Raw genomic sequence first — 19,698 nt, 5'->3', positions numbered from 1 at the left:
TTGATTTGGGTTCTTTGTGTGAGGAAAGCCATGAAAAAAGAAGGAAAATCAACGGTGCTGCTGATGCTGGGCGGGATTGTATTCATGATTTTGATGGACGCGGCGGGGCATTATCTGGCGGGAAACTGGTATCCCTATGAGTTTTTACTGACAGTAAAAAATGTGCTTTATGTGGTGGAATGGACTGGCATTGGCTTTGGACTGGGGCTTTTGGCCCACGGCGGCAGAGTGAAGAGAATCAGGATATCCAAAGCCTATCTGGTTGGTGCGTTGATGGTTTTTTTGATTGGCGCTTTCCAAAAAAGGATTTATGACATCATTCCGCGTAGTGTGATGGACTGGCTCTATGCACAGGAGATTTCAATTAGAATCTATGAGAACTGGTTTTTTGCCATTGCGGGATTGCTGCTGTTTTTGGGAGTGACATCCACGCCTAAAACGAGCGGTAAGAGTGGAAGAAAATTTGAATGGATTACCTGTGGGGTATTTCTGCTGCTTTTATTCCCCCTTGGGCAGCTGGGGTATAAGGCGCTCCAGATTCCAGATGAAGTTGGGCAGCAAGTTTATGTAGCGCTTTATTTTGTCCGTTTTCTTCTGTTCGGAATCGTGGCGTCGCTGACGGCGGTGCCTGGTGCGGCTGAAATACCTCAAAAGGCAGACAGCCTCAAGTCAGGAACGCTTTGTCTGGCCCTCTCACTAGGATGGTTTTTCCTGACAAAATGGAGCTTAGTTTCAGATCATCCCGTTATTCTCTGGGAAGGCGCTTACTGTTCGGCGCTTATGCTTGCCGCCTATGGCGGGCTGTTTCTCACAAAAGGGGCTTTGGAAGCCCGCAGAGGGAGAGACGGGGAGAAGGTTGTCGAAAAAGCCGATCATGCGGTGCAGAGATAAAGTGTGAGGCAATGTGAATGGAGAATGGTATCTTATGTAAAAATTCTCAACACTTCAAAAGAGCAGACCCGTCGAAACGACGCATAAGGTCCAGGCAGAGATGAGGTGCCGTTTCGTCACATCATTGACGACTGGAAAAAGTTGATCGCAGGATGCAAAGCGAAAGCAGGACCGCTTATGCGGTCCTTTTTTTACGCCCAAAAATAATCCTCTTCCTCAAGCACCAGTTTAATGATCCTCAGGTTTTTGAGCTCGGGCTTCAGGGCGGTCAGCTGGTCCTTCAGGCTGTCCAGCCGGCTGTCGTCATAGACACTGGCTTTATTGATGCCGACCAGGGTGTAGGAGCCGTCTTGGGCTATTTTCAGGTAGCCATTGTCGGATTTAAAGGCGTAAAGGTTCATTTTACACCTCGGCAGCCTGGGCAACGGCTTTCAGTTTTGCAAGGCCGGCCTGGGGATTGCGGTTCTGGGTGGCAACCCATTTTTCCAGGGCCTTGTAGGCTTTGCCGCTTGCGATGAGCTCGTGACTGCGCATATAGCCCTCCTGAATGCTGTCGGCCTTTCCGGCAACGTAGAGGATCAGCGCGCTGTTCAGACAGACGATGTTGGCGCGGGTGGGGGTGGAGGCGCCCTTCAGGATACGGACAATGCCCTGGGCGGCGGCGTCCACAGAGTCCCAGGGGGCCAGTTCATCCAGACAGCCGGGCTTGATCCCCAGGTTTTCCGGCGTCAGGGTACTGCGCTTTACAGTGCCGTCGGGCATGAGCTCAGCCACATGGGTGGGGCCGACGGTGGACGCCTCGTCGATACAGCCGCTGCCGGCTTCGCCATAGACGACCAGAGCGTGCTCATAGCCGATTTCGTGCATGATGTCCGGGACAAATTCCAGCATGTCCAGAGAGTAGACGCCGCGGACCGCATATTTTGGCAGGGCAGGGTTTGCCAGGGAGGCGGAGATGTTTAAAACGCTGCCAAAGGAAATCTGTGACAGTACCCGTCCGAGAGCTGTGGGGTGAACCTCTGGGCTCATGCCGTTAAAGATGCCGATGCCCGCAGTTTCGATGCTGGCCTTTACCACGTCCACACTGCAGTCCACATCTACGCCCAGGGCTTCCACCGCGTCGATGGTGCCGCAGACTGAGGTCAGCGCCCGGGAGCCGTGCTTGGCCATGGGGACGCCGTCCGCGGCGGCGATGATGCCGGCGACGGTGCTGATGTTAAAGGTCTTAAAGGTATCCATGCCAGTGCCGCAGTTTTCCACCACGGGCACAGCGGTCTGGGGCGTGACCTTGCAGGTGTCGATTTCGTAGATGGCCTCAAAGCTGCCGGCCACCTCGGCGGCAGTCGGGCCCTTGGCGCTGAGGGCGGCCAGAAAAGCGCCCTGCTGCATGGGCGTCTGGCGGTCGCCCAGGATTTCCATAAACATTTCCTTAGATTCTTCCTTGGTCAGATTTTCACGGTTGATGAGGCCGGTGATCACCTGGCCGTATTCTTTCATTGTAACTGCTTCCATTATTCGATTCCTCCATAGGGTGTGTTAATCAAAAACAACGATGGTTGAAAGGGTTTCGAGCTGCCGCACACGCTCAAGGCCGTGCGCCAGCTCCTCGAGCGGAATGCGCTCTGTAATCAGGTCTTTTACGACCAGGCTGCCGCTCTCCAGCAGCGCCTTGGCCCGGCGGCTGTGCGCGATGCCGCACCCGTAGGCGCCGGCCATGATCTGCTCCTTGTAATGAAGGGTATTGATTTCCGGCTGGGTGGCGCCGTCTGGGATAATGCCGCTGAAATGGCCGAAGCGTCCCCGCTTTTTCAGCGCACGCAGGGCCAGATTCATGGCCTCCGGAGCCGCGCAGCAGGGGATGGCCGCGTCCACGCCCTTGCCCTCTGTCAGGGCCGGCAGGGCCTTTTCGACGGCCTCGTAGCTTTCAAAGACGGCGTCAAAGCCCAGCTTTAACGCCCGCGCTGCCCGTTCGGGGTTGGTCTCGACCAGGAAGACCTTCTGTACCCCAAGGGCCTTTGCCACACGCAGGTTGAGGATGCCCATCCGTCCTGCGCCGATGATCAGCAGGGTATCCGAGGGCGCGAGCTTCAGTTTTTCCTGGACGTTGACGCAGCAGGAGAGGGGCTCGATAAAGGAAATTTCCTCAAAGCTCAGGGTGTCATTTTCAATGATGTTGATAATCTGGCCGCGGACGCCCTCCTCGGGGACGATCAGGTATTCCTGGAAGCCGCCGTCATAGTTAAAGCCCATGATGCGCATATGGTCGCAGAGGTTGTCATCGCCTTCTTCGCAGTAGGCACACCCGCCGCAGGCAATGCCCGGATGCACGTGCACCCGCTGCCCTTTCTGGTAGCCTGTGACCGCAGCGCCCACCTCGGCGATAACGCCGGAGATTTCGTGGCCCAGCACACGCGGGTACACCAGGTCGCGCTGGCCCATGGTCAGGCATTTGAGATCGGTTTTACATAAATTGCAGGCCTTGACCTGGACGAGGACTTCGTGGTCACCGCAGGACGGAATGGCGCGTTCGGTCATTTCCAGCTCGCCGGGGCCTGTTAAAACAACTGCTTTCATTCGGTATCTCCTTATTTTTTCAAACAAAAAAAGCCCGACCTTAATCTAAGGTGCGAACTTTCCATCATTCCCACAGGCCTTTATCGCTCAGATGAAGACCGTCGACACACTTCAGGCAGGTTTTCTGACTGAGGATTCACGCCTGGCTCCCTTCCCATCCTTTCGGACAGTGGTGATGAGCCGGGCAATCCACTTACAGCGGCGGGCCCGTCTAAGAATCTCACTTAGTTCCCTATTATCTGCCATGCAGCACCTGAAATGTTTTATGCTTTTTTATTATCATATCACATTTGCTCCGGGTGTCAAGATAAAATGTAAAAGTTTTAATCCAAAGGTGATATAATATCAGTGTTAACTGTGCGGTGACGCTATTCATAAAAACGAAGGAGGCAAAAAATGGGCCATTTTGGATTTTCATACATCGGCGCGCTGTATCTGCTGATGCTGTTTATCCCCAACCTGATCTGGACACGAAATCAGCCCGAGGGCTATGATTTTGGAAATGAGAATAAGCTGCTGCTGTGGTGCGAGCGCATCGGGCAGGTGGGGGTGAGCTGCTGTGCCCTGATCTTTACAGACTTTAACCTCCGCCCCCTGACGCCCTGGAGCCTGTGGCTGGCACTGTCCTTTGCGCTGATGCTGCTGTATGAGGGCTACTGGGTCCGGTATTTTAGGAGCGGGCGGAAGCTTAAGGATTTTTACTCGGGGTTTTGCGGTGTGCCCTTGGCGGGGGCAACGCTGCCGGTGTTTTCGTTTTTGCTTTTGGGGATCTACGGAAGGGTTTTCTGGATGGTCGTGTTTGTGGTGATTTTGGGGATTGGGCATATCGGGATTCACGGACAGCATTTCCGGGAGCTTGGGGAGTGACGGGTAAGCTGGGGGAAGGTCAAAGGATTGCGAAAGCTGGATGCAGCTTGGCGCTGTCCGCGGATTAAAAACGGTCTCTCTTATGCACAAACGACAACTTTCAGAAGTCGTTTGTGAAATCGACCCGACCGTTGTTTTAATCTTCGGACAGCTTTTTTGTACAATCCATTGACTTAAAAGCGGCATCGCGCCTTTGGTATCTGCGGGCGGCAGTCTGCCTCTTTTTAGTGCGGCAGCCGCTCATTTTTTAATAAACTAAATTTAATCCAGATTTTACATGCCTTTAACACAACATATGCTATAATCATATTATGTTACGGATTATGTTAAAAGTGAGTGAAGATTGGAGCGAAAATGAAAAAAATCCTGATTATAGAAGATGAACTTAATATATATGAGCTGATTAAATTCAATCTGGAAGCCCAGGGCTTTGAGGTGGCAGGGGTCCATGAGGGGGCCGGCGCGGTTGAGAAAATCGTGGATATCCGGCCGGATCTGATCATTCTGGATTTAATGCTGCCGGGCAAGGACGGGCTCACCATCTGCCGCGAGGTGCGGGCGGATAAGAACCTGTCTTATATTCCAGTCATTATGCTCACCGCCAAGAGCGAGGAGTTCGACAAAGTCCTTGGTCTGGAGATGGGCGCGGACGATTATATGACCAAGCCCTTCAGCGTGAAGGAGCTCTATGCCCGGGTGAAGGCTGTGCTGCGGCGGACAGAGATGATCAAAAGCTCAGACGCGGAGGAGATCGCAGTGGGCAGCCTGCGCATTCTGCCAGGCTCTTTCGAGGTGTATAAAAACGGTAAGAAACTGTCGCTGACCCTGAAGGAGTACGAGCTGCTTCTGTATCTGGCCAACAATAAGAACAAGGTGCTGACCCGGGATCAGCTGCTGGATGAAATCTGGGGCTATGAGTATTATGGCGAGACCCGGACAGTGGATGTCCACATCCGCTACCTGCGGAAAAAGATTGAGGACGACCAGGAAAAATACATTGAGACTGTGCGCGGCGTGGGCTACCGCCTGGTGGAAAATCTGGAAAGCGGTCAATGAAAAAGCGCATCACCATTGTCTTTTCCATCCTGATCGTGCTGGTCACAGCCTTTTCGGGCGTTTTCTCCTATGTGATCTTCAAAAACGCCTACTATGAATCCACTGAGAGAAACCTGAAAAGCAACAGCGAGTATATTGTTGAGGATTTGATGCCCGGCTACATCCGGACGGGCGACGTCTCCGGTCTGGAGCACTACGCCACCAGCACCAACCAGCGCATTAACATCATCGATGTGGAGGGGAACGTCCTGTTTGAGTCCCTGAGCGGCATTGGCTCCCTGGATAACCACCTGAGCCGGCCCGAGGTTCAGGGCGCCATGAAGGGGACGCCCACCACCTCGGTGCGCTACTCTGACACCATCATGAAGAACATGCTCTACCTGGCAGCGCCATACTATCAGGATGGGCAGATAACCCATATTGTCAGGATCGCGGTGCCCCTCGACGTCATGGAGGATGTGAGCTACAGCATTATCAACAACCTGATCTTTGTGGCCCTGGCCAGTATCCTTATCGCCATTGTGATTTTTGCCTTCCTTTTAAGCAACGAGACAAGACCCCTGGACGAGGTGACCATTTTCGCCAGAAAGATTGCCCGGGGCGATTATAAGACAAAGCTTACCATGCTGCGGGACGATAAAATCGGCGATCTGGTCGACTCCCTGAACACCATGGCCGAGCAGCTGGACGCCTCCTTCAGCAAGATCAACCGCAAGAATATTGAGCTTTCCTCAGTGCTGTCCAGCATGAACCAGGGAATCATCGCCGTGGACCGGGACAACAAGATCATTCTGATCAACGATACGGCCCGGGGGATTTTTAAGATCGATCTGAAAAAGGAGATAAAAGGGAAGAGCATTCTGGAGGTTTACCGGGACCCCTTTGTGTATGAGCTTCAGGACAAGCTGGCAGAGACCGAGGACGGGTGGCTGGATTACGAAACCCGCATCGAGGACCGCATCTACAAGGTCACAAGCTCCCAGATGCTGGACAAGGGCGACCAGACCTACAACGGCAATATCATTATTTTAGAGGATATTACCATGATTAAGGGGCTGGAAAATATCCGCCGCGACTTTGTGGCCAATGTGTCCCACGAGCTCAAAACCCCCATCACTACCATCCGGGGCTTCATCGAGACCATTCAGGAAAACCACATCACCGACGAGGCCACCCTGAGCCGCTTTTACAGCATCATCGCCGATGAGAGTGAGCGGCTGACCCGCCTGGTTAACGATATTCTGATTCTCTCCCACCTGGAAAACAACCAGCGCAGCGGGGAGGACAAGCGCGAGGTCATCGGCGTGAACCAGGAAATTCTGCGCATCTTTGATATGCTCAAGATGACTGCCGAGTCCAAGCGCATTGATCTGCGCTATCAGAAGGAGGGCGACATCAGCGTTATTATCAATCCCGACGATTTCAGGCAGATGATGATCAACCTGGTGGACAATGCCATCAAATACACCGACGAGGGCGGCAGGGTGGACGTGTCGGTCTACGAAAACGGCGCGCATTTCTGCATTCTGGTAGAGGATACGGGCTGCGGCATTCCCGAGGAGGATATTCCGAGAATCTTCGAGCGCTTTTACCGCGTGGATAAGAGCCGCTCCAAGGAAAACGGCGGCACCGGCCTGGGCCTGGCCATTGTCAAACACATTGTCCAGAATAACCGGGGCGCCATCGAGGTGACCAGCTCGGTAGGGATTGGCACCACCTTTAAGGTGACCCTGCCCAAAAACTGCGAAGCCCTTTAGAAAGAGCCTCCGGACTCTTTCAGGCTGTTGGCAAAGTCGGCTATGGGAGGGAAAGAGAAAGGTTTGAGCGATATCAATGGAAAATTGAAAATTGAGAATGGAGAATGTTGGAACGCTTTCGCTATGGGTCAAGCGATTAAATTGCGGCCTGCGGCCGCATCTCGTCAAAACGCGTCAGCGTTTTGTTCCTGTAATTCTCAATTCTCAATTCTACATTCTCCATTCAAGTATTATCCGAACGATCCACGCTCCACTATCTAGCTCTTTACCTCTTAGCATTAAAGTTTGTTGACACGATCTGATGACGCGCTGTTTTGGCACGTCATCTTTTTTATTGCCGCTGGGTGGCTTGGGGCAGGGTGGAAAGTTAAAAAAATATCAATTCAAATAAAGCTTTACCAGAGCAGGATTGGGTGCTATAATGAATATAATAAATTATTAGATTGGATAAAAATTCTTATACTTTTATGGCCGCGTATGGCCGCGGAAGCCCGGGAAAAGCCATGATGAGGGCCTGAGGAACAGGCGTGGGAGGAGGCTAACATGAATCCCTATTTAAAAAATGTAAAGCGGATTGAATTCAGCGTGACGCACCGCTGCCGGAGCCAGTGTGCCCACTGCTCCCTAGGGGCGGACCGGGTGGCCGGGGAACTGCCGCCCGGGGCAGCCGTCGCGGCCCTGGAGGCCGCGGCCAGCCTCAGCGCTCTGGAATCAGTGCTGACCATTGGCGGCGAGCCCCTGCTGTGTGTGCCCACTGTCTGCGCTGTACACCAGCGGGCAGAGGCGCTCGGCATCCCCAGGCGCCAGCTGGTCACCAGCGGCTGCTTTACCCACGACAAGGCACTTCGGGAACACACGGCAGACCAGCTGGAAGCCAGCGGCGTCAATGAAATCCTTTTATCCGTGGACGCCTTCCACACCGAGTATCTGCCCCTGGCAGAGCAGTACAGCTTTGCCCGCGCCCTGTGCCAGGCCGGGCTGGGCAGCGTTACCGCGCTGCACCCCGCGTGGATCAAAGGCCCCGGGAGCGGCGATCCCGATGATGTGAAGACCAGCGCCTGCCTCAGCCGGTTCGAGCCCCTGCGCCTGCCTGTGGGGGAGGGAAACCGCGTTTTCCCGGGTGGAAACGCCAGGATTTACCGCTCCGATTATTTTCAGAGGACGCCGCTGGATACCGGCTTTCAGTGCGGTACCGCCCCATACACCGAGCGCCTCGACGCCCCCACAGCCCTGGTGGTGGACCCGAACGGCAGCGTGCGGGTGTGCGGCTTTACCATCGGGAATCTGCACCAAAAGCCCATGGCAGAAATACTAAAAGGCTATAATCCCATGGGCCAGCCCCTCATGCGCGCCCTGCTTGAGCGGGGCCTCAGCGGCCTGACCGCCGCCGCCAGAGAGGCCGGGATTGAGGTGAGCGCCGGGGATTATTTTTCACCCTGCGATCTCTGCCGCGCAGTGGCCCGCCAGCTTAAGTAAAGAAGAAAGCGCTGCTGAAAAACATAACCCAAGGAGGAATAAAAAATGGAAGCCAAGGAAATCAAAGCCCTGATAGACGATTTACTGCAGCACAGCGGTCTCAATGAGCGGAGCTGTGAGACCGGGGCGCCCCATGCCGGGCCAGAGGGGCTCAGGCTCTATGATCAGGCCCTGGTGGGCGTGGCCGCGGCGGATGATCCGCTGTTCAGGCGTTTCAGGGAGCCCGGCGTGGTGGGGCCCCACTACCTGCTGCCAGAGGACTGGCTGCCCGGCGCCCAGAGTGTAGTGTCCGTCTTTCTGGCCTATACGGAGGCTGTGCGGGCCTCCAACCGCGCGGATAAGCGTCTGCCGAGTCCGGAGTGGCTCATCGGCCGTATCGAGGGCCAGCAGTTGATTCAGGGCCTCCTCTGCGAAGCCCTGATGGACGCGCTCAGGAGCAGCGGCGGCGCCGTGAACGCCCCCATGCTGGACCCGCGCTTTCAGTCCTGGTCCGACGCGGACGGCCCAGAGGTGCCCGGCGGCCTGGCCTTTACCAGCAACTGGTCCGAGCGGCACACCGCCTACGCCTGTGGGCTGGGCAGCTTTGGCCTCTCCAGGGGGATTATCACCGAAAAGGGAATGGCCGGACGTTTTTTCAGCGTCATCACGACCTTGGCGGCCGCGCCTACCCCGAGGCCCTACACAGAAGTGTACGAACACTGTACCCAGTGCGGCGCCTGCGTCAAACGCTGTCCGGCAGGGGCCATCACACAGGAGGGCGGCAAGGCGCATCCGCCCTGCGCCGCCTTTTTAGACCACACGCGTGAGCTGTTTTCACCACGATACGGCTGCGGCAAATGCCAGACCGCAGTCCCCTGTGAGGCCAGCCGGCCGTCCGGGCCAAAAAGATAGCCCCTTTTTCATAACGCAATTTTCAAAAAAAGGCGCCTGCGTTATGAAAAAGAGCTGAAATCCGCATGAACAGGCGGTTTTCGGCCTGCCAAAACACATAACGCATATAACGCACATACCCTGGCGCGTTTGAGAGAGAGGAAATAAAGATGAACATGGATGAAAAAGACACGAACCTGGAAACAACGCAGATGCCGCCCGAGGCGCTGGAAGTGGTGATGATCGACGATGATGAGGAAGAACGCCAGCAGTGGCAAAATAAGAACGGCATCACCCTGAGGCCGCCCAGAAGAGTTGTCAGCACGCCCATCATTGAGGAAGTGGACGAGAACGGCGAAACCCACTGCTGCTACGGAGAGGCCGCCACCGAGGATTTTCCGGCGGAAATCTGCTATGAGGGAGAACGCCGTGAGCTGAAAAATGAAGAATACGAGCAAATACTCGCAGCCTTAAAACAGGCCCAGGCCAAAGAGGACGGCTATAAGCCTTTGCGCCCTCTGGAGGAAAACACCACCCTTCCCAGATTCCCCATGGAGAACCTGCCCATCGCGCTTTTTGAGTATTGCAAGAACCTGTCCGAAGCCATGGAGATGTCCGCCGATCTGGCCGGTACCGCCATGCTGGGTACTCTGGCCGCCCTTTTGCAGGGGCGCTACGGCATCAGCCCAGAGCCAGGATGGGAGGAGCCCCTGTGCCTTTTTGTCCTGGGAGTAGCCCGCCCAGGAGAGGGAAAGAGCCACCTCGTGAAGGCCGTAACTAATCCCCTGTTTAAACACCAGACCAAACTTTTCAGCGACTATGCCGACAAGGCCATTGAGATAGAAGTGCGCCTCGACATGGCCCGCAGCGCCTACGAGGCCATGCGCAGGGAGTGCAGCAGCCTTAAGGGCGGGCCGCGGGAGATCAAGCTCGTCGAAATGGAGGATAAGCTGCGTGAGATCAAAGCGCTGGAGAAATCCGCGCCGCCCAGGCTGGTGGCCAACGACGTTACCGCCCAGAAGCTGGCAGGCCTGCTCCAGGAGAATAAGGGACGGATCAGCATTATTTCCGCCGAGGGTGCAGTGTTTTCCAACATTGCGGGCCTTTACGACAGCCAGCCCAATTTTACCAACTACCTTCAGGCCTATTCGGGAGAGGCCATCATCGTAGACCGGGTCGGCCGCCCCGGAGAGTATATCAATGATCCCCGCCTGACCATGAACCTCATGGTTCAGCCCGATGTGCTGGACCAGGTCGTCAAAAACAGAACCCTGCTGGAAAGGGGCCTGCCCGCCCGCTTCCTGTTCAGTCTGCCCGAGAGCAAGCTGGGCAGACGCAAAATTGAGGGCGCGCCAAAGCTCGATCCAGAAATAAAAAAACGCTATGACGACCTGCTGGAGGAACTGATTGCCCTGGCAGAGGAGGATGCCTACGAAATACTGACCCTGAGCGAAGACGCCGCCGACCTGTTCACAGGCTTTAGAAAAGCAGCCGATGAACGGAACAACGGCGATCTCGCCAACCTGAAGGAGTGGACCTCCAAGCTGCCCGGCCAGGTGCTGCGCCTGGCCGGACTCATGCATGTGGCCACCTACCGAAAGGAGGCAGGAGAAATGCCCGTAGACTATTTTGTGATGAAGGAAGCCTGCGAGCTGGCCTGGAGTTACTACATCGACCACGCCCGCCACGCCCACCAGATCATGGGCTCGGATAAAAACATGAAGAGAGCCGTAGCGCTGCTTAAAGCCCTTGATCAACAAGACTGGAAAGCCTTTACCGCCTACGAGGTCGCCCGGAGTTTAAAAAACCAGAGCTTTAAAAAAGGCGCGGACGCAGAAGTCTTTCTGAATATCCTGGTGGATTATGGTTATCTGAAAATCGAGAGGGAGCAGAGCGGCAAGCGTGTTTTCTACAAATACATGGTCAATCCCAGATGGATCGCCCAGTCAAAGGACCGCCCCGCCTGAAAACAGCCCCGGCCATGCGTTTTATATGCGTTATGAGATGGGATGCCCCGCAAACTGCCTGTCCTTGCGGGTTCTAGCGCTTTTTCATAACGCATGGGCGCATTTTGGGATTTTGCGTTATGAAGTTTTGAGCGTCCTGTTAAGCTTTTGGCGCCCGCCCGGTTAAAGCCGCCCCTTTCGGGTAAATAGAGAAATAACAGACCGAAAGGAGAATTTACCATGAAAAATCAGAACAGCACACCGGAAAAGGACGCGCGCGAACGCGACGATGAAATATTTTTTGGCGCAAAGGTCAACCAGGACCAGCGCGATGCTGATGTCAATACCGAGGAGGACGACGCCTTCCGCTTTGGAGCGCCCGTCGGTGCCACCGAGGAGAAAAAAGCAGAGCAGCGCGAGGAGAAATCCGAGGACGAGCGTGAACGTGAGGACGAAGTTTTCTTCGGCGCAAAGCTCGACTCAGAGCCCGGCGACGATGTGAACGCCGAAAAGGACGACCGCTTCCGCTTCGACGCCCCGGACGAAAAATAAAAAAGGCGCGGAGATGATGCGCCGAAACGACACATCATGACAAAACAACACAACACCCCGAGCAGGTACGCTGAAACGGCGCACCTGTTTTTTTATGTCAAGATGGCCACGCCGGTTTGGCCATAGAAAAAAGTAGTCATGCCGCGCTTCATATGTTAAAATATAAATGTTAACGTTATGCCAAACATAGAAAGCCGATTCTTTGATAATAGGACGAGGGGGAAGCGATGAGAAGAAAATGGAAAAAGTTACTGGCAGCATGCCTCACCGCAGTGCTGCTGATGTCGGGTCTCTGCCCGGCCGTAAGCGCCGCCGGGGAAGAGCAGCGGGTCCTGCGGGTCGCCTTTCCTGAGAGCAAGGGGATCAACGAGGTATATGAAGACGGCACCTACGGGGGCTGTGTGTACGACTGGCTACAGGAAATCGCCAAATATACCGGCTGGAAGTATGAGTTTGTCACCGGCAATGCCGACAGCCTGTATGACGAATTTGTCGAGGGGAAATACGATCTCATGGGCGGCATGTACAAGGTGGAGGGCTACACCGAAGCTTACAATTTTCCCAAGTATATCATGGGCTCCAACAACTCCCTGCTGATCTACCGCAACAACGACGAGTCCATCCGGAGCTTTGACAGCAGCACCCTCAACGGAAAGCGCATCGGCGTGTATAAAATGGCCACCGCCAAAATTGAGCGGCTTCAAAAATATCTGGATTTCAACAGTCTGAGCTGTGAGCTGGTGTCCTATGACAACGTGAGGGAATACGAGAAGTGCCTTGAAACCGACCGGGTCGATCTGATGCTGGGCAGCGAGGTCTACATGAAGGACGGGTACAATGTGGCCGCCAAGTTCGACACCGAGCCCTACTACATCGTGACCGCCAAGAGCGAGCCCGGGCTGTGCGACGAGCTCTCAGCAGCCATGGAGGCCATCTACGCCGCCAATCCGAACTTCGCGAAAGAAGTTTACGAGAAATACTTTCCCGATTCCTACGTGAACGCCATCACCTTTACCGAGGGAGAGCGGCGCTTTATCGAGCAGAGCGGCCCCATCCGGGTGTCCGTGATCCGGGACAAGTATCCCCTGCACTATGAGGAGAACGGCGCGTATGTCGGCATTATTCCCAGCTGCCTGGAGCTGATCACCAAACGCACCGGCCTCACCTTTGAGTATGTATACGGCGACAGCTACAAGGAGCTTTTAGAGCTGGTGCAGACCGGTAAGGCGGATATTGCCAGCTGGTTCACCAACGGCGACTACTCCGCCGCCAGCATGGGGCTTGTGCGGACAGCCCGCTTCGCGACCCTGGATACCGTCATGCTCCGAAACAAGCAGTCCGCCGAGACCGGGACCGGCCAGGTTATGGCGCTGCCAGAGAGTATGGACAACAAGCCAGCCAGCGAAAAGGACAGCGTCCGCTACTATCAAAATTATGAAGCGTGCATGGAGGCAGTGGACCGCGGCGAAGCAGACTACACCACCATTCCCGCCGCCTTTATGGAAGACTTGTACGCTCAGAACTATTACCCCAACATCTATCTGGTAGCGGATATGAACGCGCCCGAGGAGCTGACACTTGCCCTGTCAGACCCCGTCAACGTGCCCTTATACTCCGTACTCAGCAAAGCCATCAACAACCTGTCCGATGAGGAGCGGGAGACCATCCGCCTGCAGAACAGCCTGTCCATCCGGGAGGGAAGCGTAAGCCTTAAATCCCTGCTCTACGGCAATCCTGTGCTGTTTATCAGCATTTGTGTGGGCATTATCGCCCTGGCAGCGGCCGTACTGCTGCTGTTCAATTTTTACCATACCAAGGAAAAAGTCATGCGGATCGAGCTGGAAAAGGCTGTGGAAACCAGTAAAGCCAAGTCCGATTTCCTTTCCCGCATGAGCCACGAAATCCGGACCCCCATGAACGGCATCATGGGCATGACCGCCATCGCGCAGCAGAATGTGGATGACCGGGAAAAGACCGCCGAGTGTCTCGAGAAGGTCGAGGCCTCCTCAAAACACCTGCTGTCCCTGATCAACGATATCCTGGACATGTCCAAGATCGAGAGTGGAAAGGTCGAGTTCCGCCACGTCCTCTTCGACTTCAGAGAGGTTCTCGGTGAAATCTGCGATACATACTACGGGCAGGCCGAGGAAAAAAACATACAATTCGAAACCCTGCTGGTGGGCAGCGTGCCCGAGAAACTGACCGGCGACCCGCTGCGCCTCCGGCAGATCGTGGGCAACCTGCTCTCCAACGCCTGCAAATTTACGCCGGAGGGCGGCAGGGTCGAGCTCCGGGTAAGCGCGCTTTCCAAAGGCGACGAGGCCATCTGGCTCAGCTTCGAGGTTACCGACACCGGCTGTGGCATTGCCAGAGAGAATGTCGACCATATTTTTGAGTCCTTCGAGCAGGCAGACGCAGATATTACCGCCAACTACGGCGGCACCGGTCTCGGCCTCTCCATCGTCCGCAATTTTACCGAGGCCATGGGCGGCACCGTGAATGTGGCCAGCGAGGAGGGACTGGGGAGCACCTTTTGCATCGAGCTGCCCTTTGGCAATCCCGGCCAGCCCCAGCCCGCCTTTGACAGCCAGGGCATGAGCGCCCTGGTCCTGGCCAGAGAATCAGAAGTGGGCAGGCATATTGCCCTGGTCCTGGAAAGTCTCGGGATTCAGACCGACACTGTGAGCAGTCTGGAAAAAGCCAGAGCGCTGGCCCTCCAGGGGAAAGCCTATACGCTGTATTTTGTGGACGGACGGCTTCAAAACGCAGAGGCCCTTGAGACTGTGAGAGGTATGAGAGCCCTGATAGGAGACGAAGCCGGCCTTTATCTCCTGACCACCAGCCGGATGACCGGGCTGAAAAAAGAAGCCGCCGCCGCAGGCGCGACAGGAGTGATCCTGAGGCCGCTGTTCCCGTCCAACATCGCAGAGGCCCTTGCCGCCGGCGAACCGGAACGTGGAGGGCAAGAAGCCGAAAAAAGCTGGGATTTCAGCGGATACCGCATCCTGCTGGCAGAGGATAATGAAATCAACCGTGAGATCGCCTGTGAGCTGCTCAGCGTGACCGGGGCCACTGTGGATACCGCCGTCGACGGTCAGGAAGCATTAAACAAATTTGCAGCCGCGGCTGTCGGCTGCTACGATCTTATCCTGATGGATATCCAGATGCCGGTAATGGACGGTCATGAGGCCACCCGCCGCATCCGCGCCCTGGGCCGGCCCGACAGCGCCACTGTTCCCATTTTTGCAATGACCGCCAACGCCTTTACCGACGACGTAAACAAAAGTCTGGAGAGCGGTATGAATGGCCATATCTCCAAGCCCTTGGACGTTAGCGTCCTCTATGAGAAAATCCGGGCCGCCATTCAGCCCGATTAGGCAGAAGGCGGCAAGGCGGACGGTCAGGGAAGTGGCCAAGCCCGGCCTTTTTGACAATCTAAACAGGTACGCCGTTTCGACGTATCTGTTTTTGTTTTTATGAAAAGCATTGGTAACAAAGGATTCAGAATAAAATGTATTAAAATGACGCAAATGTCGCTTTTGAACCAAGCCGCTGGCCAGCGGCTGTCCTTTATCCAGGGCGAGGGCCTGCTCTAGCGTCATCCACCCGGTAAAAACAAAAGCCCTGTCTCACAGCATCATCTGGCTGCGGGACAGGGCTTTTTATAAAGTTTACAGGCTTTTGGCGACGGTTCTGGCCCATTCGTCCACATCCAGGATATCCTCGAGGGTCGGGGTCTTAACCGGCACATGCTGGTGCATGACCGCCTCGTTGATTCTCGGAATATCCAGGAAGGCGATTTCCTCCCTCAGGAAACGGGCGACCGCAATCTCGTTGGCGGCGTTGAGGGCGGCGGGCATGGAACCGCCGGCCGCCAGCGCTTCGTAAGCCAGCGCCAGACAGCGGAAGGTGTCCTTATCGGGCTTCTCAAAGGTGAGGATGCCCGCCTCAGCGAGGTCCAGAGAAGGCTTGGTGTTCTCGACACGGCCAGGGTAGAAGAAAGCGATCTGGATGGGCAGGGCCATATCCGGCAGGCCAAGCTGAGCCATGACCGCGCGGTCCTTGTACTCAACCATGGAGTGGATAATGCTCTGGGGATGAACCACCACGTCGATCTGGTCAAGCTCCAGGTCAAAGAGCCATTTTGCCTCGATCACCTCCAGCCCTTTGTTCATCAGGGTGGCGGAGTCGATGGTGATCTTTGGCCCCATGGACCAGCTGGGATGCTTCAGCGCCTGGGCCAGGGTCACTTGCTCCAGATAAGCGCGGTCTTTTCCGCGGAAGGGGCCGCCGGAGGCTGTGATGATGACCTTTTTCAGCTCCTCGTGTTTGTTGCCCATAAGGCACTGGAAAATGGCGGAGTGCTCGCTGTCCACTGGCAGCAGGGCCACGCCCTTCTTCGCCACAGCCTCCATGACAATGGAGCCGCCTGCCACCAGGGTTTCCTTGTTGGCCAGGGCGATGTCGATCCCGGCCTCGATGGCGGCCAGTGTTGGCCGCAGGCCGACCATGCCGGAGACGGCAGTCAGCAGCATTTCCGTCGAATCGCAGGTCGCCACAGCAATAAGCCCCTCCATGCCGGAGAGCACCTCGATATCCGGGAACTCGGCCTGGATGCGCTTTCTCAGGTTAAAAGCAGCGTCCGGGTCCATAACGCCCACCAGCTCAGGCTGGTATTTGCGAATCTGTTCCTCCATGGCGTCAATCTCATTAAAACAGGAAATACTGACAACGTTCAGCGCTTCGGGAAATTCGTCCACCACCGACAGGGCCTGTGTGCCAATGGACCCCGTAGAGCCTATGATACTGATATTTTTCATCGTGTCACCTCGAATAATCATTATTTACCTCTTTATTATATCATAATGCGGCCCTGCTTAGTAAAAAAGATGTAAATTTCATCCTGCTAAGTAAGTCTGAATTGCTTGTGTTTCGCTTAAAATGTCGCCAGAGTCCATAAAAATCTTGAACCTCCGCAGGTTTAAGCGTATAATTATCATAGGATAATTTTTTGTTAGGAGGCATCGAATATGAGACCTTTTATAGGCAGAAAGCAGGAGCTTCAGCTTCTTGAAAACGCGTATACCAGTAAAAATGCCTTTGTCATGGTGAACGGACGGCGCCGTGTGGGAAAAACCGCCCTTATCCGTCATTTTCTGAAAGGCAAGCGGGCGTTTTACTTTACCGCGAAAGAAGAGGTTGATGTTTTAAGCCGACGGCGCTTCCTTAAAACTTTTGCAGAATATTGCGGAGAAACCCTCAGCTCATCGGCGAAGCTGCCAGGCTGGAAGGAAATTTTCAAGGCCTTTGCCGAGCGGGTAGAGACCTCCAGAAAGGTACTGGTCATCGACAATGTCGCTTATCTGATGCTGGCGGACCCTTCCTTTGCCAGAGATTTAAAATACGCCTGGGAGCGGTACTTCAAACAGGCGTCCGTGATGCTGATCGTGGTAATGCCCAACAACAGCCTCTTAGTCAATCTGGAGAGTAAGAGCAACACCCTCATCAGCTGCGTGACCACCCAGCTTAAGCTTAAGCCCATCAGCTTTGTGGAGATGATCAAGGACTACCCCCATCAGGATTTTAACCAGCTGATGACCCTGTACGCCATCGCGGGGGGCGTCCCCAAATACTGGGAATTTTTTGCCGCCTGTGAGAAGACCATCGATTACATGGGCGTGGTCCGAGAGGATATGCTGGGCCAAAACAGCTTTTTATATGAGGAGCCCATGAACCTGATCGAGCGGGATGTCTGGGAACCAGCTTACTACAACGCGGTCTTAAAGGCCGTTGCCGACAATTACCACCGCCCGGCCGATATCGCCAGGTATCTGGAGATGAAGCCAGGCGCAGTGAACCACTGCCTGAGCAACCTGGCGGCCCTGGGCTACCTGGAGGCCAGAGTGCCCATTACGGAGAAAAAGGCCGGCCCATCCAACCGTAAGGTTCAGTACTATTTTTCCGATCCCTTTATGGACTTCTGGTACACCTTCATTTTTGAGAATAAAGAACACCTGGAAGCAGGCCAGGAGCTTCAGATCTTTGAAGCTATCAAGCGCGCTTTTCCAGGCTATATACAATTCTGGTTTAAAACAGCCTGTAAGGAGATTTTTGCCGCGGCCTGCAAGCAGGGAGGAATCCCCTTTAAAATCGACCGCATCGGCACATTTTGGAACAAAAACGATGAAACTGTTGACATTGTAGCAGTAGACGAACAGCGCAAGCGCATCTTTTTAGGCGACTGTCTGTATAGCAACAAGCCCTATACCATGGAAGCCTATGATGATTTTGTGGAAAACTGCAGCGATATCAGAGAGTTCAAGGTCTTTAAGGACTACGACTGGACACACGGCGTCTTTACCGCCAACCCCTTTGATCCGGCCCTTATGGATTACGCCATGATCACCTCGGATGTCTATCTGTTTAACGGGATTACGGTTTATTCCAGAAAATAAAAAAACACGCAGACAGCCTCAGGGCCAGCCTGCGTGTTTTTTGTTATTTAGATTTTCCAAGGGCCACACAGCTGAGAACCAGGCCGGTAGTGCCCGCCGCCAGTGCCACAATGCTGAGCACAAAGGATGCCACTTTCATTTCAACACCTCATTTCGATAAAGTAGATGCCTCTATTATAACACGTTTAGGGCCTTTTTTCATAAAGGCGGTCGTTCATTTTAGAAATTTTGTGCCGGATAATCAGGTATTGGACAATCCAGATGATCAGGTAAAGCGCCGCGAAAATCCCAAAATAGATCAGAATGCTGATGAAATGGGGGCTTACCCAGCGGCAGGCAATGGAGACAGGCAGCAGCGTGAAACTCAACAGCAGAAAATGAATCACCGTTTTCCGCAGAAGGCTCCAGCGCTCCACTGCCCAGATGGCAGACCCGAACCCGCAGATAAAACCAAGGGCCGCGCTGGCCAGGTATTGGAACAGAACCGCGTTCATCAGGCCGCCCATCCGGTCGATGAGCGGGAGGGATACCGGCGAGTAGCTGCCAAAGACCAGAGAAATCGCCAGTGCGATGGTTGTGGAGATGGCAATGCCGATGGGGATGCCCAGAAGTCCGAAGCCCAGTGCTTTTCTTACAGTCATTTTAAGTACCTCACAATCCTAAGTATTTTTTGATTTTGGAGACATAGCGCCTTGACACATAGGTTTTGTCCCCGTTGGTCATCCGCAGGCTGATGGTGCCGCTGATACTGGTGTCCAGGTTTTTGACATGGCTGAAATTGACAATCTCAGAGTTGGAAATCCGGACAAAGCTGCCGCCCGAAAGCATTTCCTCCAGCACGTAAAGCCTTAGCTTTACCCGGTAAGTCTGCTGTGCGCACCGGACAAAGGTTTTCTGATCCTCCGTATAAAAACGGAAAATCTCCTTTTTGTCCAGCAGATAAATCCGGTCGCCGGAGATCGCGGTGATCATGCTGGGGTGGTCGGCCGAAAGGCGCTCAGCCAGGTCAGTGATTTCAGCGGTCAGGGCATTTGTGCAGATAATTACCCGGGTTTTTTGCAGTCCGGGGTCTATTTTTATTTCAACATCCATTTTGAGAAGCCTCCTTGGTGTTTCCGTTAACGGTTGATTTAATTATACGCGAAACCAGGCCGGACGCAAGGCTTTTTCGCTAAGTGGTCGTAAACAGAAGCTAAGTGGCAGGTTGACGGCAGGCAGAGGGTGGGGTAAACTTTTAACAGCGGCGGTGCTGCG

16 protein-coding genes and 1 riboswitch are annotated in these 19,698 nt (G+C 54.6%); of the genes, 10 read left to right on the top strand and 6 right to left on the bottom strand.

The window, feature by feature from the left end:
* The first annotated feature begins 30 nt into the window (after positions 1–30).
* Positions 31–891, top strand: coding sequence for a hypothetical protein (locus DW091_RS13720; protein ID WP_118518435.1), 861 nt, complete (start codon positions 31–33; stop codon positions 889–891).
* Positions 892–1,082: 191 nt separating this feature from the next.
* On the opposite strand, the gene DW091_RS13715 is transcribed toward DW091_RS13720, so the two are convergent.
* Genes DW091_RS13715 through DW091_RS13705 form a run of 3 tightly spaced genes read right to left on the bottom strand, consistent with a single transcriptional unit; the run spans position 1,083 to position 3,465 of the window.
* On the bottom strand, positions 1,083–1,292 hold the full coding sequence (locus tag DW091_RS13715) for a hypothetical protein (RefSeq protein ID WP_118518434.1): 210 nt from the start codon (positions 1,290–1,292) through the stop codon (positions 1,083–1,085).
* A 1-nt stretch (position 1,293) separates the two neighbouring features.
* Positions 1,294–2,403 carry an anthranilate phosphoribosyltransferase gene (trpD, locus tag DW091_RS13710; protein ID WP_118518433.1) on the bottom strand — a complete coding sequence of 370 codons (1,110 nt, stop codon included), beginning with the start codon at positions 2,401–2,403 and terminating at the stop codon, positions 1,294–1,296.
* Between the two features lie 24 nt (positions 2,404–2,427).
* Entirely contained in the window at positions 2,428–3,465 is a 1,038-nt protein-coding gene (locus DW091_RS13705; RefSeq protein WP_118518432.1) for an alcohol dehydrogenase catalytic domain-containing protein, read from the bottom strand.
* Positions 3,466–3,561: 96 nt separating this feature from the next.
* Positions 3,562–3,737: riboswitch (cobalamin riboswitch) on the bottom strand.
* Positions 3,738–3,861: 124 nt separating this feature from the next.
* On the opposite strand from DW091_RS13705, the gene DW091_RS13700 reads away from it, so the two are divergent.
* The 8 genes from DW091_RS13700 to DW091_RS13665 all read left to right on the top strand — a co-directional run bounded on the left by DW091_RS13700 (position 3,862) and on the right by DW091_RS13665 (position 15,366).
* Complete coding sequence (locus DW091_RS13700) at positions 3,862–4,332, top strand: hypothetical protein (RefSeq protein WP_118518431.1); 471 nt, start codon at positions 3,862–3,864, stop codon at positions 4,330–4,332.
* Positions 4,333–4,686: 354 nt separating this feature from the next.
* Complete coding sequence (locus tag DW091_RS13695) at positions 4,687–5,388, top strand: response regulator transcription factor (RefSeq protein WP_058694952.1); 702 nt, start codon at positions 4,687–4,689, stop codon at positions 5,386–5,388.
* Positions 5,385–7,145 carry an ATP-binding protein gene (locus DW091_RS13690; protein ID WP_074616088.1) on the top strand — a complete coding sequence of 587 codons (1,761 nt, stop codon included), beginning with the start codon at positions 5,385–5,387 and terminating at the stop codon, positions 7,143–7,145. Before DW091_RS13695 ends, DW091_RS13690 begins: the two co-directional genes overlap by 4 nt.
* A gap of 543 nt (positions 7,146–7,688) precedes the next feature.
* Positions 7,689–8,621: a radical SAM protein gene (locus DW091_RS13685; RefSeq protein ID WP_118518430.1), complete on the top strand. Its 933-nt coding sequence runs from the start codon at positions 7,689–7,691 to the stop codon at positions 8,619–8,621.
* 45 nt (positions 8,622–8,666) lie between these two features.
* Positions 8,667–9,512 carry a 4Fe-4S binding protein gene (locus DW091_RS13680; protein WP_118518429.1) on the top strand — a complete coding sequence of 282 codons (846 nt, stop codon included), beginning with the start codon at positions 8,667–8,669 and terminating at the stop codon, positions 9,510–9,512.
* A gap of 149 nt (positions 9,513–9,661) precedes the next feature.
* Positions 9,662–11,458 carry a YfjI family protein gene (locus DW091_RS13675; protein ID WP_118518428.1) on the top strand — a complete coding sequence of 599 codons (1,797 nt, stop codon included), beginning with the start codon at positions 9,662–9,664 and terminating at the stop codon, positions 11,456–11,458.
* 219 nt (positions 11,459–11,677) lie between these two features.
* Positions 11,678–11,989 (top strand): hypothetical protein, encoded by a 312-nt coding sequence (locus DW091_RS13670; RefSeq protein WP_058694946.1) that lies wholly within the window; start codon positions 11,678–11,680, stop codon positions 11,987–11,989.
* Between the two features lie 227 nt (positions 11,990–12,216).
* Entirely contained in the window at positions 12,217–15,366 is a 3,150-nt protein-coding gene (locus DW091_RS13665) for a transporter substrate-binding domain-containing protein (RefSeq protein ID WP_118518427.1), read from the top strand.
* Positions 15,367–15,660: 294 nt separating this feature from the next.
* On the opposite strand, the gene DW091_RS13660 is transcribed toward DW091_RS13665, so the two are convergent.
* Positions 15,661–16,809 (bottom strand): 1-deoxy-D-xylulose-5-phosphate reductoisomerase, encoded by a 1,149-nt coding sequence (locus DW091_RS13660; RefSeq protein ID WP_118518463.1) that lies wholly within the window; start codon positions 16,807–16,809, stop codon positions 15,661–15,663.
* Positions 16,810–17,019: 210 nt separating this feature from the next.
* Here DW091_RS13660 and DW091_RS13655 point away from each other — a divergent pair, with 210 nt between their 5' ends.
* On the top strand, positions 17,020–18,444 hold the full coding sequence (locus DW091_RS13655) for an ATP-binding protein (RefSeq protein WP_118518426.1): 1,425 nt from the start codon (positions 17,020–17,022) through the stop codon (positions 18,442–18,444).
* A gap of 185 nt (positions 18,445–18,629) precedes the next feature.
* On the opposite strand, the gene DW091_RS13650 is transcribed toward DW091_RS13655, so the two are convergent.
* On the bottom strand, positions 18,630–19,085 hold the full coding sequence (locus tag DW091_RS13650) for a DUF3021 domain-containing protein (RefSeq protein ID WP_096919451.1): 456 nt from the start codon (positions 19,083–19,085) through the stop codon (positions 18,630–18,632).
* Between the two features lie 10 nt (positions 19,086–19,095).
* Positions 19,096–19,536 (bottom strand): LytTR family DNA-binding domain-containing protein, encoded by a 441-nt coding sequence (locus DW091_RS13645; RefSeq protein WP_074616076.1) that lies wholly within the window; start codon positions 19,534–19,536, stop codon positions 19,096–19,098.
* Between the last annotated feature and the right edge of the window lie 162 nt (positions 19,537–19,698).

Origin of the sequence: Eubacterium sp. AM05-23 (assembly GCF_003477535.1) — a bacterium.
In the GTDB taxonomy this organism is placed as follows: domain Bacteria; phylum Bacillota; class Clostridia; order Eubacteriales; family Eubacteriaceae; genus Eubacterium; species Eubacterium maltosivorans.
This window is presented reverse-complemented; position numbering and strand designations above follow the sequence as displayed.

Bases quoted from the DNA above. Each gene is read 5' to 3' on its own strand.
- DW091_RS13680 (WP_118518429.1), top strand. From the start codon at position 8,667: ATGGAAGCCAAGGAAATCAAAGCCCTGATAGACGATTTACTGCAGCAC.
- DW091_RS13720 (WP_118518435.1), top strand. From the start codon at position 31: ATGAAAAAAGAAGGAAAATCAACGGTGCTGCTGATGCTGGGCGGGATT.
- DW091_RS13685 (WP_118518430.1), top strand. From the start codon at position 7,689: ATGAATCCCTATTTAAAAAATGTAAAGCGGATTGAATTCAGCGTGACG.
- DW091_RS13650 (WP_096919451.1), bottom strand. From the start codon at position 19,085: ATGACTGTAAGAAAAGCACTGGGCTTCGGACTTCTGGGCATCCCCATC.
- DW091_RS13655 (WP_118518426.1), top strand. From the start codon at position 17,020: ATGAGACCTTTTATAGGCAGAAAGCAGGAGCTTCAGCTTCTTGAAAAC.
- DW091_RS13665 (WP_118518427.1), top strand. From the start codon at position 12,217: ATGAGAAGAAAATGGAAAAAGTTACTGGCAGCATGCCTCACCGCAGTG.
- DW091_RS13670 (WP_058694946.1), top strand. From the start codon at position 11,678: ATGAAAAATCAGAACAGCACACCGGAAAAGGACGCGCGCGAACGCGAC.
- DW091_RS13700 (WP_118518431.1), top strand. From the start codon at position 3,862: ATGGGCCATTTTGGATTTTCATACATCGGCGCGCTGTATCTGCTGATG.
- DW091_RS13645 (WP_074616076.1), bottom strand. From the start codon at position 19,536: ATGGATGTTGAAATAAAAATAGACCCCGGACTGCAAAAAACCCGGGTA.
- DW091_RS13705 (WP_118518432.1), bottom strand. From the start codon at position 3,465: ATGAAAGCAGTTGTTTTAACAGGCCCCGGCGAGCTGGAAATGACCGAA.
- DW091_RS13695 (WP_058694952.1), top strand. From the start codon at position 4,687: ATGAAAAAAATCCTGATTATAGAAGATGAACTTAATATATATGAGCTG.
- DW091_RS13690 (WP_074616088.1), top strand. From the start codon at position 5,385: ATGAAAAAGCGCATCACCATTGTCTTTTCCATCCTGATCGTGCTGGTC.
- DW091_RS13675 (WP_118518428.1), top strand. From the start codon at position 9,662: ATGAACATGGATGAAAAAGACACGAACCTGGAAACAACGCAGATGCCG.
- DW091_RS13660 (WP_118518463.1), bottom strand. From the start codon at position 16,809: ATGAAAAATATCAGTATCATAGGCTCTACGGGGTCCATTGGCACACAG.
- trpD (WP_118518433.1), bottom strand. From the start codon at position 2,403: ATGGAAGCAGTTACAATGAAAGAATACGGCCAGGTGATCACCGGCCTC.
- DW091_RS13715 (WP_118518434.1), bottom strand. From the start codon at position 1,292: ATGAACCTTTACGCCTTTAAATCCGACAATGGCTACCTGAAAATAGCC.